Source organism: Kribbella flavida DSM 17836 (assembly GCF_000024345.1).
GTDB classification, from domain to species: Bacteria; Actinomycetota; Actinomycetes; order Propionibacteriales; family Kribbellaceae; genus Kribbella; species Kribbella flavida.
In genome coordinates this window covers 3,409,165-3,422,071 of record NC_013729.1, presented here as the reverse complement: position 1 = coordinate 3,422,071, position 12,907 = coordinate 3,409,165, and the positions used below count along the sequence as shown (strand labels likewise).

Genomic DNA, 12,907 nt, shown 5'->3' with positions numbered 1-12,907 from the left:
GTGTTGTCTGTCGCCATCGTGCGGCGGGTCGTGGGGCGGTGGGGGTGGGGAGAACCCAGGGGCGGGCTAGCGTTTCGCCATGACCGTGGACCTTGTGGATCAGGCTGTGGCGATCAGGACCTTCGGGCTGGGGCGCAGCTACGGTTCCGGTGAGACCCGGATCGACGCGCTGGCCGACGTCAGCGTCGAGTTCGGGCAGGGCCGGTTCACCGCGATCATGGGGCCGTCGGGGTCGGGCAAGTCGACGCTGCTGCACTGCCTGGCCGGGCTCGACCGGCCGACCAGCGGTCAGGTGCTGCTGGGTGACGTCGACCTGACCCGGCTGGACGAGAAGGCGCTGACGCACCTGCGCCGGGACCGCGTCGGGTTCGTCTTCCAGGCGTTCAACCTGGTGCCGACGCTGACCGCGCTGGAGAACATCACGCTGCCGCTCGACCTGGCCGGCCGCAAGCCCGATCCGGCCTGGCTCGACGTCGTGCTGACGACGATCGGGCTCCAGGACCGGCTGCGGCACAAGCCGGCCGAGCTCTCCGGTGGTCAGCAGCAACGGGTTGCCTGCGCCCGCGCGCTGGTCTCCCGGCCGCACGTCGTGTTCGCCGACGAGCCGACCGGCAACCTGGACTCCCGCTCGTCGGCCGACGTGCTCGGCTTCCTGCACCGGTCGGTGCGCGAGTTCGGCCAGACCGTGGTGATGGTGACGCACGACCCGACGGCCGCGGCGTACGCCGACCGGGTGCTGTTCCTGGCCGACGGCCGGCTCCGCTCGGAGCTGATCGACCCGACCGCCGAGTCCGTGCTGGACACGATGAAGCGGCTCGACGGGGCCGGCTGATGCTCAAGCTCGGCCTCCGGTCGGTGCTCGCGCACCGGCTGCGATTCGTGCTCTGCACGGCCGCCGTCGTGCTCGGCATCGGCTTCGTCAGCGGCGCCATGGTCTTCAGTGACACCCTGTCCACCGCCCTGAAGAAGAACTTCGCCGGCAGCACCGCCGACCTCACCGTCACCCGCGCCTCGCCCCTGTCCACCAGTACGCCGGACGCGCGGCCGGCGACCCTGGAGGCGGCCGTCGCGGACCGGATCGCCGCGGTGGACGGCGTCGCCGCGACGGACGGCCAGCTGCTCGTGCCGGACGTCGAGATCCTCGCCGCGGACGGCCAGCCGATCAGCACCTACGGCCTGCCGACCTTCGGCGCGAGCTGGCCGCACGACGAGCGCACGGCCGCCTTCAAGCTGCTCCAGGGCACCCCGCCGTGGGGAACGGGCCAGCTCGCGCTCGACCAGACCACAGTCAACCGCCAGGGCTTCGAGCTCGGCGACCGGATCAAGGTCGTCACGCCCGCCCGGGCCGTCACCGCTACCCTCACAGCGATCACCACCCCCGGCCTGGCCGGTACGGCGGCCGGCGCGCCGCTGGTGTCGTTCGACTCCGCGTCAGCGCAACTGCTGCTGCTCGGCGAGCCCGGCTGGACGTCGATCGCGGTCGCGGTCCAGCCGGGTCAGGACCACGCAGGCGTCGGCCAGGCCATCCGGACGGCGATCGGCGACGGCGTCACCGTGCGCACCGCCGCCGAGGTCTCCGCCGACGGCGAGAACGCGCTCGACGACACCTTCGGCGGCCTGAGCGCGATGCTGCTGATGTTCGCCGCGCTGGCGTTGTTCGTCAGCACGTTCCTGATCGTGAACACGTTCGCGATGGTGGTCGCGCAGCGCGGCCGCGAGCTGGCCCTGCTCCGGGCGGTCGGCGCGTCCCGTGGCCAGGTGACCGGCACGGTCCTCGCCGAGGCACTGGTGATCGGCGCGATCGGCTCCACGCTCGGACTGCTGCTGGGCGTCGGAGTCGCCGGCGCGATCCAGCTGCTCTACCGTCGACTCGACCTCGCGATCCCCTCCGCGACGTTGCAGGTCAGCGCCGCCACGATCATCGCGTCGTACCTGCTGGGACTCGGGATCACGCTCGCCGCGGCGTACCCGGCCGCGCGCCGGGCCGGCAAGCTGCCTCCGGTCGCCTCGCTCCGGCCCGACGTCTCCGTGCCCGAGCGGACTCTGCTGGTCCGGCTCGTGCTCGGCGGCTTCCTGCTCCTGATGGCGGTTCTGCTGCTGCTGATCGCGCTCCAAGCGACCGGTCTGGCCGGCGCGATCCTGGTCGGCCTGGCCAGCGCGCTGCTGCTGCTCAGCCTGGTGATGACGCTGCCCTTGATCAGCCGGTACGCCGTCCGCGGGCTGATGCTGCCGTTCGGGCGCCGCGCTGCCGTCGTGCTCGGCCGGCGCAACGCGGAGCGCAACCCCCGACGGACGGCGGCCACGGCGTCCGCGTTGATGATCTCGCTCGCCCTGGTCAGCGGCCTGGTGGTGATCGCCGCGTCCGCGAAGGCGTCGGTGGACCAGGGCATCGCCGACGCGATCGGTACGTCGGAGCTGGTGGTGACCAGCGAGGGCGGCCGGCCGTTCAGCACCCTGATCGGCGACGAGATGGCGAAGGTGCCGGGTGTGCAGGGCGTCCACCGGGTCCGGCGCTCCTCCGCCGAGGTGGACGACCAGCGGGTCGCGTTGACCGGCGTCTCGGACCGGATGCTCAACGGCCCGATCGTGGTCGACGTCGACAGCGGTTCACTGGACGCCCTCGCCCGCGGCCAGGCCGTGCTCCCCCGCAACCTCGCGAACCAGCTCGAACTCTCGGTCGGCAAGACGTTCGAGCTGGTCACGACCACCGGCAGGCACCGGCTGACCGTCGGCGCGGTGATCGCCCCGAACCGCCAGCTCGACGCGGTGACCGTCACGCTGCCCCGGTTCGCGGAGCTCGGTGGCGGCGAGACCGACGCGGCGCTCTACCTGGAGGTTGCCGACGGCACCGACCTCGGCGCGGTCCGGCTCGCCGTACTCGATCAGGTCAAGGACTACCCGTCGCTGCTGGTCCGGGACCAGCAGGCGTACGCCGCGGGCGAGCGCGGTCCGGTCAACGCCGTGCTCGGGGTGGTCGGCGCGCTGCTCGGTCTGGCCGTGCTGATCGCGCTGCTCGGCATCGTCAACACACTCGCGCTCGGCGTGGTGGAGCGGACCCGGGAGATCGGCCTGCTCCGGGCGATCGGGATGGACCGGCCGCAGCTGCGCCGGATGCTGCAGGTGGAGTCGATCGCCATCGCTCTGTTCGGTGCACTGCTCGGCCTGCTCGTCGGGCTGGTCGCGGGAGCCGCGATCCAGCACGTGATGGTCGACGACGGGCTCGCCGTACTGGACGTGCCGTGGCTGCAGCTGATCGGAGCGGTGGTCGTCGCCGCGCTGGTCGGCGTACTGGCCGCGCTGGTTCCGTCACGCCGCGCAGCTCGGCTGGACGTGTTGCGTGCGATCGCGGCCGAGTGATCACCAGTTCACGATCGGGGCGGCCAGGATCCTCCACTGACAGGCTTTCACCGGTAGCCTGCCGGTGTGCCGGGCAGTGTCCAGTCGATCGAGCGAGCTGCCGCAGTGCTGCGCCTGCTCGCCGCGGCACCGAACGGGCTCGGCGTGGCCGATGTCGGCAACGCGCTCGGGCTGGCCAAGACGACCGTGCACGGCATCCTGCGCACCCTGCACCAGGTGGGCTTCGTCGAGCAGGACCGTAGCGGTGCCCACTATCACCTCAGCGATGCCTTCGGCCGGCTGGGCGACAGCTACCTCGACCCGAACGAACTGCGCAGCCGCGCGATCAACTGGGCCGACTCGCTGGCCTCCCGCAGCGGCGAGGTGGTCCGGGTCGGGCGGCTGGTCGAGGGCAAGGTGGTGGTCGTGCACCACGTGTTCCGGCCCGACGACAGCGACCAGGACCTCGACGTCGGGACCACGCTGCCGGCGCACGCGTGCGCGCTGGGCAAGGCGGTGCTGGCCTTCGACACCAGCGGCGCGGCCAAGCCGAAGAAGCTGGAGGCGTTCACCACCCGGACCATCGTCGACGCCGCCCGGCTGGCCGACGAGCTCGCGGCGGTGCGGGCGAAGGGCTGGGCCGCGGACTTCGAGGAGCACACGGTCGAGCTGGCCGGGATCGCGGCGCCGATCCGCGGCCTGGGCGGACTGGTCGTCGGCGCGGTCGGGCTGACCGGCCGGATCGAGCGCATCTGCGACAGCCGGCTGCGGCACCGGACCGACCTGGTCACCATGGTCCGGGCCACCGCCGAGGCCATCGGCCGCGACCTGCGGGACGAGCGCTGATGGCGGAGCAGTACGTCGCGGCGGTGGACCAGGGCACCAACTCGACCCGCTGCATCCTGTTCGACCGGCGCGGGCGGCTGGTGTCGGTCGCGCAGCGCGAGCACAAGCAGTACTTCCCGCGGCCCGGCTGGGTCGAGCACGACGCCGCCGAGATCTGGCGCAACACGACCCGGGTGGTGCCGGCCGCGATCCGCCAGATCGGCGCCGAGCCCGAGCAGATCGTTGCCATCGGCATCACCAATCAGCGGGAGACCAGCCTGCTCTGGGACCGCCGGACCGGCCGGCCGATCGGGCACGCGGTGGTCTGGCAGGACACCCGGACCGACCGGCTGATCACCGAGCTGGCCGGCGACCAGGGCGCCGACCGGTTCCAGGACCTCTGCGGCCTGCCGCTGACCACCTACTTCTCCGCGCCGCGGCTGCGCTGGCTGCTCGACCACACTCCCGGCCTGCGGGGCCGGGCCGAGCGCGGCGAAGTGCTGTTCGGCACGATGGAGAGCTGGTTGATCTGGAACTTCACCGGCGGTCCGGAGGGTGGTCTGCACGTCACCGACGTCACCAACGCCAGCCGCACGATGCTGATGAACATCGGGACGCTGGAGTGGGACGACGAACTGCTCGCCGGGTTCGACGTCCCGCGGTCGGTGCTGCCGGAGATCCGGCCGTCGTCAGGGGTGTTCGGGACCGCGTCGGCGGTGCTGCCCGGCGTACGGATCGGGGCGGCGCTCGGCGACCAGCAGGCGGCGCTGTTCGGGCAGACCTGCTTCAGCCCCGGTGAGGCGAAGTGCACCTACGGCACCGGGTCGTTCCTGCTGCTGAACACCGGCAACGAGATCGTCCGGTCCACCCACGGCATGCTGACCACCGTCGCCTACCAGATCGGCGACCAGCCGGCGGCGTACGCGCTGGAGGGGTCGATGGCGGTGACCGGGTCGCTGGTGCAGTGGTTCCGCGACGGGCTCGGGCTGATCCACACCGCGGCCGAGATCGAGACGCTGGCCCGGACGGTCGAGGACAACGGCGGCGCGTACATCGTGCCCGCGTTCTCCGGGCTGTTCGCCCCGCACTGGCGCAGCGAGGCGCGCGGCGTGATCGCGGGGCTCACGTCGTACATCACCAAGGGACACCTGGCCCGGGCCGTGCTGGAGGCGACCGGCTTCCAGACCCTCGAGGTGGTCGACGCGATGAACGCCGACTCCGGCATCGCGCTGACCGCGCTCAAGGTCGACGGCGGCATGACCGCGAACAACCTGCTCATGCAGTTCCTGGCCGACCTGCTCGACGTCCCGGTGGTCCGGCCGATGGTGACCGAGACGGTGTCGCTCGGCGCCGCGTACGCCGCCGGCCTGGCGGTCGGCTACTGGCCCGACCTCGAGGGCCTGCGCAGCAACTGGCACCGCGCCGGCCAGTGGCTGCCGAACATGGATCCCGACCGCAGGACCACCGAGTACGCCAACTGGCAGGCCGCCGTCCAACGCACCTTCGGCTGGATCCGCCCGGACCAACGCACCGCGTCGGACGGGTGAGACGTGGCGCCGAGCTCAGTCGGCCGGGCGCCAGATCCAGTTCCGGCGGGTGTAGCGGATCTCGAAGCCCGTGTGCAGCATGTTCTCCAGTGAGCTGTTGCGCTCGCCGGGAGCGGGCTTGCCGGTCTCCGCGCTGAGCCACTTGGCACCCTCGGCGGCCGCGTGGCGAGCCCGCGCGGCCAGCAGCGCCGACTGCGCCCCTCTCCGCCGGTACTCCGGCAGCGTCGCCGCCCCCGCGAACTCCGCGACCTGGCCGTGCAGCAGCAGGCCCGCCGCGCCGACCAGGGTGTCGCCGTCCCACGCCCCGTACGCCGTCCAGCCGGGCTGACCGACGAGGCCCTCGACCATCGGCGCGATCAGCTCGACCGGCATCCCGAAACCGCGCACCAGCACCGCCGCCCACTCCGCCGCGTCGACGGGCTCCACCGGCGCGATCCGCAGGTCGGTTTCGGCGGACTCGACCAGTCCGGCCAGCCGGGCCAGCTTCACCCACTCCCCACCCGCGGTCAGCCCGACCTTCTCGCAGATCGCGTCCCAGTCGGCCGGCAGCACCGACGGCGCGAACTGCAGCGTGGCCTGCCGGACACCCTGCTCGCGGTAGAAGTCGGCGATCTCCTCGACCAGCCCGGCCGTCACCGGCGCCGCGAAGCCGAACCCGAGCGCCTTGCTCCAGTAGTCCGTGACGTCGTGGCGCATCGCCAGGACGACACCGCCCCCGAGCCGCCGGGACGCGAGACCGAGCGCCTCGGCCACCGCGGGCGGGGCGACGGTCTGGTAGCCCCACACTGCTTCCGCCTCGGCTCCTTCGAGCAACTCGGCGATGCGATCCATTCCGTCCTCCAGGTCATCACCCCCGTGACGACGTTTCCGGTCCGACTCTAGGTCGCCGCCGCAACTCGTGCTCAGGCGGCGGCCGGTACCTCGTCGGTGATCGGGGCGGCACGGGCCTCCTCGAAGCCGGCCTCGGCGAGCCGGTCGAGGGCACGCTCCAGCACGGCGGTGTCCTCCAGCGTGCGCACCTCGGTGATCTTGCCCCAGCGCATCCTGAGGAACTGGTGCACGACGTTCTGGTACCGCGTACCGTCGGCCAGCCCGACGTCGACGGTCACCGCGGTCGCCACCCGGGTGTCCCACGGCCAGCCGGACACCAGCACGTCGTGCACGGTGAACTGCGTGTCCGGCAGCAGCCGGAACGCCCGTCGCCACCACCGCCGCAGCGCCTCGTGCGTGTGCCGCTCCCCCGACAACGCGTGGTCGCCGTAGAACCGGTAGGTGAACTCCGGCGCCATGCCCTGCACCATCGCCTCCCAGTTCCCCGCGCTGATCTCGGCGAACGCCTTGCGCACCTGGGCCGCCACGAACCGGTGATACATGAGCAGGATCCTCTCTGTCGGTGGCTTCCCACCCTAGGGACAGTGAGTTCAATGAAGCAACCGACTAGGATGCAGGTCATGCGGAACACGTCCTTCGCCGGTATGCACTGCTCCCTGGCCCAGTCGCTGGAGGTGATGGGCGACTGGTGGTCGCCGCTGGTCCTGCGCGACCTCTACCTGGGGCTCACCCGCTTCGACCAGCTGGTCACCGACCTGGGGATCTCCCGCAACCTGCTCACCACCCGGCTGGAGACGTTGATGGACGGCGGCCTGGTCACCCGTACGCCGTACCAGGACAACCCGGTGCGCTACACCTACGCGTTGACGGAGGCCGGCCGCGAGCTGGTCCCGATCCTGCTGGCGCTGACCGCGTGGGGCGACCGGTGGGTCACACCGGAAGGCGGCCCGCCGATCCGCTTCACCCACACCACCTGCGGCAAAGCCACCACCGCCACGGTCACCTGCTCCGAGTGCGGCGAGGCGCTGCACACCGAGGACGTCCGCCCGTCCCCCGGCCCCGGCGGCCGCACCGCCCCGGGCACGGCCCTGATCGCCACTGTGCTCAGTCCCTAGCCGCCCTTCAGGGGTCAACCCCTGCAGCGCAAACGCGGAACTCACACCGGGGAGACGATGTCCGGGGCCTCCAGGCGGACCTTGTCGGCGGACTCGTCGTCGGGCTGGTCCTGGGAGTCGCGCTCGGACCGGACCCGCTTGATGTAGAAGGAGACCTCCCGCTGCGTCGTCTCCTCGTCCCAGCCCAGGACCGGCGCCATCAACCGGGCCGCGGCCTCGGCCGCCTCGACGCCGCGATCCCACACCTCGATCGAGATCCGCGTACGCCGGGCCAGCACGTCGTCCAGGTGCCGCGCACCCTCCGAGCGGGCGGCGTACACCACCTCGGCCTTCAGGTAGTCCTGCGTGCCGGGCAGCTGCTCACCCAGCGACGGGTCCTGCTCGACCAGCGCGAGCACCTCCTCGATCAGCGCGCCGTACCGGTTGAGCAGATGCTCGATCCGGGCCACGTGCAGCCCGGACCGCTGCGCGATCAGGTGCCGCTGGTTCCACAGCGCGGTGTACCCGTCGGCGCCGACCAGCGGGATCGTCTTCGTGGTGCACTTCGGCACCCGCCCGTCCAGCGCGTTCGCGACCGCGTCGATCGCGTCCTTGGCCATCACCCGGTACGTCGTGTACTTGCCACCGGCAACCACGACCAGGCCGGGCGCGGCGTGCGCGACGACGTGCTCGCGGGACAGCTTCGACGTGCTCTCCGACTCCCCCGCCAGCAGCGGCCGCAGCCCGGCGTACACGCCCTCGACGTCCTCGCGGGTCAGCGGGGTGGTCAGCACCGAGTTGACGTGCTCGAGCAGGTACTCGATGTCCTTGCTGGTCGCCGCCGGGTGCGCCTTGTCCAGGTTCCAGTCGGTGTCGGTGGTGCCGATCAGCCAGTGCCGGCCCCACGGGATCACGAACAGCACCGACTTCTCGGTCCGCAGGATCATCCCGGTGCTGGACTGGATCCGGTCCTTCGGCACCACCAGGTGGATGCCCTTCGACGCGCGCACGTGGTACTGCCCGCGCTCGCCGACCATCGCCTGGGTGTCGTCGGTCCACACCCCGGTCGCGTTCACCACCTGCTTGGCCCGGACCTCGAACTCGCGCCCGCTCTCCAGGTCCTTGGCCTGCACGCCGGTGACCCGCTCGCCCTGCCGGAGGAACCCGGTGACCTTGACCCGGTTCGCCACGTGCGCGCCGTACGACGCGGCGGTGCGGGCCAGCTCCATCGTGTGCCGGGCGTCGTCGACCTGGGCGTCGTAGTACTGCAACGCGCCGACCAGCGCCGACTTCTTCAGGCTCGGCACCAGCCGCATCGCTCCGCGCCGGGTCAGGTGCCGGTGGATCGGCAGGCCCGCGCCGAGGCCCGAGCTGACCGCCATCGCGTCGTACAGGGCGACGCCCGCGCCGGCGTACAGCCGCTCCCACCAGCGGTGCTGGAGCGGGTAGAGGAACGGCACCGGTTTCACCAGGTGCGGCGCCAGGCGTTGCAGGAGCAGGCCGCGCTCCTGCAACGCCTCGTGAACCAGCCGGAAGTCGAGCATCTCCAGGTATCGCAGACCGCCGTGCACCAACTTGCTCGAACGGCTGGAGGTGCCACTGGCGAAGTCGCGGGCCTCCAACAGCCCGGTGGTCAGGCCCCGGGTCGCGGCGTCCAGGGCCGAGCCGGCGCCGACCACCCCGCCGCCGATCACCAGGACGTCCAGTTCGCGGCCGTCGGCCATCGCGTCGATGGCCTCCGACCTCGCTTGCGGGGACAGAGCCACTACGCCCACTGTGCTGTTCCTTCCGGTTGTCTCACGTGTCTTGCTGCCGCTGTGCTAGTCGACGTCGACCCAGTCGAGCGTCCGCCGGACGGCCTTCTCCCAGCCCTTGTACCCGTCGGCCCGCTGCTCGTCGTTCCACTCCGGGTTCCAGCGCTTGTCCTCGTTCCAGTTCTGCACCAGCTCGTCGGTGTTGTTCCAGAACCCGACCGCCAGCCCCGCCGCGTACGCCGCGCCGAGCGCCGTCGTCTCCGCGACGACCGGCTTGCTCACCGGCACGCCGAGGATGTCGGCCTGCATCTGCATGCACAGCTCGTTCGCCGTCACCCCGCCGTCGACCTTGAGGACCTCCAGCTTGACGCCCGAGTCCTTCTCCATCGCGTCGGCGACGTCCTTGCTCTGGTAACAGATCGCTTCCAGTGTTGCGCGGGCCAGGTGAGCGTTGGTGTTGAACCGCGACAGCCCGACGATCGCGCCGCGCGCGTCGGAGCGCCAGTACGGCGCGAACAGGCCGGAGAACGCCGGCACGAAGTACACGCCGCCGTTGTCCTTGACCTGCCGGGCCAGCGTCTCGGTCTCGCTCGCGCCGGAGATGATGCCGAGCTGGTCACGCAGCCACTGGACGGCCGAGCCGGTGACGGCGATCGAGCCCTCGAGCGCGTAGACCGGCGCGTCGTCGCCGAACTTGTAGGCCATCGTGCTGAGCAGACCCGCCTTCGAGCGGACCAGCTCGGTGCCGGTGTTCAGCAGCATGAAGTTGCCGGTGCCGTAGGTGTTCTTCGCCTCGCCGGGGTTGAAGCAGACCTGGCCGACGGTCGCCGCCTGCTGGTCGCCGAGGTCCCCGGTCAGCGGTACGACGCCGCCGAGCGGACCGCGGGCCAGCGTCTCGCCGTACTTGTTCGGGTCCGACGACGGCCGGATCTCCGGCAGCATCTGCCGCGGGATGTTGAAGAACGAGATCAGCTCGTCGTCCCAGTCGAGCGTCTCCAGGTTCATCAGCATCGTGCGGCTGGCGTTGGTGACGTCGGTGATGTGCACGCCGCCCTCGGTGCCGCCGGTGAGGTTCCACAGCAGCCAGGTGTCGGTGTTGCCGAAGACGGCGTCACCGGCCTCGGCCGCCTCGCGGACGCCGTCGACGTTGTCCAGGATCCACTGCACCTTGCCGGCCGAGAAGTACGTGGCCGGCGGCAGCCCGGCCTTCTGCCGGATGACGTCGCCCTTGCCCTCCCGCTCCAGCGCGGAGGCGATCCGGTCGGTCCGGGTGTCCTGCCAGACGATCGCGTTGTAGTACGGCCGGCCGGTCTTGCGGTTCCAGACCACGGCGGTCTCGCGCTGGTTGGTGATGCCGAGCGCCGCCAGGTCGCTCGACTGCAGTCCCTGCGCGTTCATCGCGGTCCGGATCACCGAGGCGGTCCGCTCCCAGATCTCCACCGGGTTGTGCTCGACCCAGCCGGCCTGCGGCAGGATCTGCTGGTGCTCCAGCTGGTGCTTGCCCACCTCGTTGCCGGAGTGGTCGAAGATCATGAAGCGGGTGCTCGTGGTGCCCTGGTCGACGGCGCCGACGAAGTCAGCCATGGAAGGTCCTCTCCTCACAGGTCGATGTCATGCTGTGGTGTTCTCCTCCGGGATGCGGCCCGGTTCCTCGTCGTCGTCGGCGATCGGCAGGTTGCGCCCGACCAGCAGGTCGTACAGGAACGCACCGACCAGCGCGCCGATGATCGGGGCCACGATCGGCACCCAGAAGTAGACGTCCCCGAACTGATCCTTGAAGGCCCCGTCGTACCCGGTGAAGAAGGACGCCAGCCGCGGCCCGAAGTCACGCGCGGGGTTGATCGCGTAGCCGGCGTTGGTGCCCCACGCCATCCCGATGCCGACCACCAGCAGACCGACGATGAACGGCGCCAGGTTGGCGGCCGGGGCGGTGTTGCGCAGGTCGGTGATCGCCAGGATGACGAACATCAGGATCGCCGTACCGATGATCTGGTCCCGGAAGCCGCCCCACATGTCGACGCCCAGATCCAGGCTGCCGTTGCCCGGCAGGGTGGAGAACACGCCCTGGCTCTTGATCGTGAGCCCGGGATCGAACTTGTTCAGTGCCTCGGTGTAGTTCCAGCGAACCACGAGCGCCGCCAGGAACGCCCCGAGCAACTGCGCCACCGAGTACGGCAGCACCTTCTTCCAGGAGAACCCGCGGAACGCCGCCAGCGCGATCGTCACCGCCGGGTTCAGGTGCGCGCCGGTCATCCGGCCCGCGACGTAGATGCCCAGGGTCACCCCGATCCCCCAGGCCCACGCGATGGAGTCGTGGTCCCCCAGCCCCTCACCGCCTGCGACCACCTGCGCCACCACGCCGCAGCCGAACAGGATCAGGATGAACGTGCCGGCGAGCTCGGCGGAACACTCCCCCAGAAGGGTCTTCGCCTTGACGGCTTCGGTCGTAGCCATGCTCTGTCTCCCTTCCACCCCGTGACGACCACGGAGGTCTGGAATGTAGGAGCGATCGCCGGGCCGCACAACGCTGCTCGTTCGACATTGTCGAACGGTGACCTGCTCCGGCCCGGCGACGGCACTGGAGCAACCTTGTGAAGCGTACGTCGCTGCACGGCGGACGAAGGCCGTAACGGGTGACCGCTGGGGGGCACGGAGCGAGAACTGTCGGCGTCGGCGGTGAGAATGCCGGCATGAGCCCTCAATTCGGTCCGCATCGCTGGTCGGCCGGTCACCACCGCAACGACGACACCGAGAGGTTCCGGGGTGCGCGGTTCACGGTCGCCGACCTGTCCGGTGCGCGGTTCGTCGACTGTGACCTCAGCGGCGTGAAGATCGTCGACGGCTACCTGGCCGACGTCGACGTGTCGGGCTACGTCGAGCGGCTCGTGGTGAACGGCGTCGACGTCACGGCGTACGTCGAGAGCGAGCTCGACCGGCGTCACCCCGAGCGGGTCCAACTGCGCGAGATCGGCTCGGCCGAAGGGTTCCGGGCGATGTGGACGACGATCGAGCAGCTCTGGACCGCGACGACAGCCCGCGCGGAACGGCTCCCCGAGTCCCTGCTGCACGAGCGGGTCGACGACGAGTGGTCCTTCACCGAGACCCTGCGGCACCTGGTCTTCATCACCGACTCCTGGGTGAACCGCACGATCCTCGACCAGGAGACGCCGTACCACCAGCTCGCCCTGCCGCAGACCGCCTACTCCACCGAGGACGCCGTCGCCCTCGGCATGCACGTCACCGCCACCCCGCCGTACGCCGAAGTCCTCGCCGCCCGCGAGGACCGGATGAAGCTCGTCCGCGACCTGCTCACTCCGCTCACCGACGCCGACCTCGGTCGCCCTTGCCACCGCTCGCCCGCCCCCGGCTACCCCGAAGGCCCCCGCCCTGTCGCGGAGTGCCTGGCCGTCGTCATGGGGGAAGAGATCGACCACCACCGCTACGCCACCCGAGACCTCACCGTTCTCGAATCGCGGCACACGCCCTAGGACGGGTTGATTGATTCCCTGCAGTCGCGAGC

The 12,907-nt window shown here is 70.9% G+C and carries 11 protein-coding genes; 6 read left to right on the top strand and 5 right to left on the bottom strand.

Annotated elements, in window-relative coordinates:
• Positions 1-79: 79 nt before the first annotated feature.
• From KFLA_RS15875 to glpK (KFLA_RS15860), 4 genes are all read left to right on the top strand, one after another.
• A complete protein-coding gene (locus KFLA_RS15875) occupies positions 80-832 on the top strand; it encodes an ABC transporter ATP-binding protein (RefSeq protein WP_012920823.1) in 753 nt (250 codons plus the stop codon).
• Entirely contained in the window at positions 832-3,357 is a 2,526-nt protein-coding gene (locus tag KFLA_RS15870) for an ABC transporter permease (RefSeq protein ID WP_012920822.1), read from the top strand. The genes KFLA_RS15875 and KFLA_RS15870 overlap by 1 nt, the downstream gene beginning before the upstream one ends.
• 66 nt (positions 3,358-3,423) lie before the next feature.
• The gene (locus KFLA_RS15865) at positions 3,424-4,182 is read left to right on the top strand and encodes an IclR family transcriptional regulator (protein WP_012920821.1); all 759 of its coding nucleotides are present in this window, start codon (positions 3,424-3,426) and stop codon (positions 4,180-4,182) included.
• The gene (gene glpK, locus KFLA_RS15860) at positions 4,182-5,708 is read left to right on the top strand and encodes a glycerol kinase GlpK (RefSeq protein WP_012920820.1); all 1,527 of its coding nucleotides are present in this window, start codon (positions 4,182-4,184) and stop codon (positions 5,706-5,708) included. Before KFLA_RS15865 ends, glpK (KFLA_RS15860) begins: the two co-directional genes overlap by 1 nt.
• A gap of 15 nt (positions 5,709-5,723) precedes the next feature.
• On the opposite strand, the gene KFLA_RS15855 is transcribed toward glpK (KFLA_RS15860), so the two are convergent.
• Positions 5,724-6,539, bottom strand: a complete 816-nt coding sequence (locus KFLA_RS15855) for a GNAT family N-acetyltransferase (protein WP_012920819.1) — start codon at positions 6,537-6,539, stop codon at positions 5,724-5,726.
• Between the two features lie 71 nt (positions 6,540-6,610).
• The gene (locus KFLA_RS15850; protein WP_012920818.1) at positions 6,611-7,081 is read right to left on the bottom strand and encodes a nuclear transport factor 2 family protein; all 471 of its coding nucleotides are present in this window, start codon (positions 7,079-7,081) and stop codon (positions 6,611-6,613) included.
• Between the two features lie 78 nt (positions 7,082-7,159).
• On the opposite strand from KFLA_RS15850, the gene KFLA_RS39330 reads away from it, so the two are divergent.
• Positions 7,160-7,654, top strand: a complete 495-nt coding sequence (locus KFLA_RS39330; protein ID WP_012920817.1) for a winged helix-turn-helix transcriptional regulator — start codon at positions 7,160-7,162, stop codon at positions 7,652-7,654.
• 41 nt (positions 7,655-7,695) lie between these two features.
• Here the strand turns inward: KFLA_RS39330 and KFLA_RS15840 are convergent, their stop codons facing one another.
• The 3 genes from KFLA_RS15840 to KFLA_RS15830 are packed head-to-tail and all read right to left on the bottom strand — an operon-like array spanning position 7,696 to position 11,841.
• Complete coding sequence (locus KFLA_RS15840; RefSeq protein WP_012920816.1) at positions 7,696-9,408, bottom strand: glycerol-3-phosphate dehydrogenase/oxidase; 1,713 nt, start codon at positions 9,406-9,408, stop codon at positions 7,696-7,698.
• 45 nt (positions 9,409-9,453) lie between these two features.
• Positions 9,454-10,971, bottom strand: a complete 1,518-nt coding sequence (gene glpK, locus KFLA_RS15835) for a glycerol kinase GlpK (RefSeq protein WP_012920815.1) — start codon at positions 10,969-10,971, stop codon at positions 9,454-9,456.
• 27 nt (positions 10,972-10,998) lie between these two features.
• Positions 10,999-11,841, bottom strand: coding sequence for an MIP/aquaporin family protein (locus KFLA_RS15830; protein ID WP_012920814.1), 843 nt, complete (start codon positions 11,839-11,841; stop codon positions 10,999-11,001).
• 236 nt (positions 11,842-12,077) lie between these two features.
• On the opposite strand from KFLA_RS15830, the gene KFLA_RS15825 reads away from it, so the two are divergent.
• Positions 12,078-12,875 (top strand): DinB family protein, encoded by a 798-nt coding sequence (locus tag KFLA_RS15825; protein WP_012920813.1) that lies wholly within the window; start codon positions 12,078-12,080, stop codon positions 12,873-12,875.
• The last annotated feature ends 32 nt before the right edge of the window (positions 12,876-12,907 follow it).

Coding starts and splice junctions, on each gene's coding strand:
- KFLA_RS15875 (WP_012920823.1), top strand. CDS start 80: ATGACCGTGGACCTTGTGGATCAGGCTGTGGCGATCAGGACCTTCGGG.
- KFLA_RS15870 (WP_012920822.1), top strand. CDS start 832: ATGCTCAAGCTCGGCCTCCGGTCGGTGCTCGCGCACCGGCTGCGATTC.
- glpK (WP_012920820.1), top strand. CDS start 4,182: ATGGCGGAGCAGTACGTCGCGGCGGTGGACCAGGGCACCAACTCGACC.
- KFLA_RS15855 (WP_012920819.1), bottom strand. CDS start 6,539: ATGGATCGCATCGCCGAGTTGCTCGAAGGAGCCGAGGCGGAAGCAGTG.
- KFLA_RS15850 (WP_012920818.1), bottom strand. CDS start 7,081: ATGTATCACCGGTTCGTGGCGGCCCAGGTGCGCAAGGCGTTCGCCGAG.
- KFLA_RS39330 (WP_012920817.1), top strand. CDS start 7,160: ATGCGGAACACGTCCTTCGCCGGTATGCACTGCTCCCTGGCCCAGTCG.
- glpK (WP_012920815.1), bottom strand. CDS start 10,971: ATGGCTGACTTCGTCGGCGCCGTCGACCAGGGCACCACGAGCACCCGC.
- KFLA_RS15830 (WP_012920814.1), bottom strand. CDS start 11,841: ATGGCTACGACCGAAGCCGTCAAGGCGAAGACCCTTCTGGGGGAGTGT.
- KFLA_RS15825 (WP_012920813.1), top strand. CDS start 12,078: ATGAGCCCTCAATTCGGTCCGCATCGCTGGTCGGCCGGTCACCACCGC.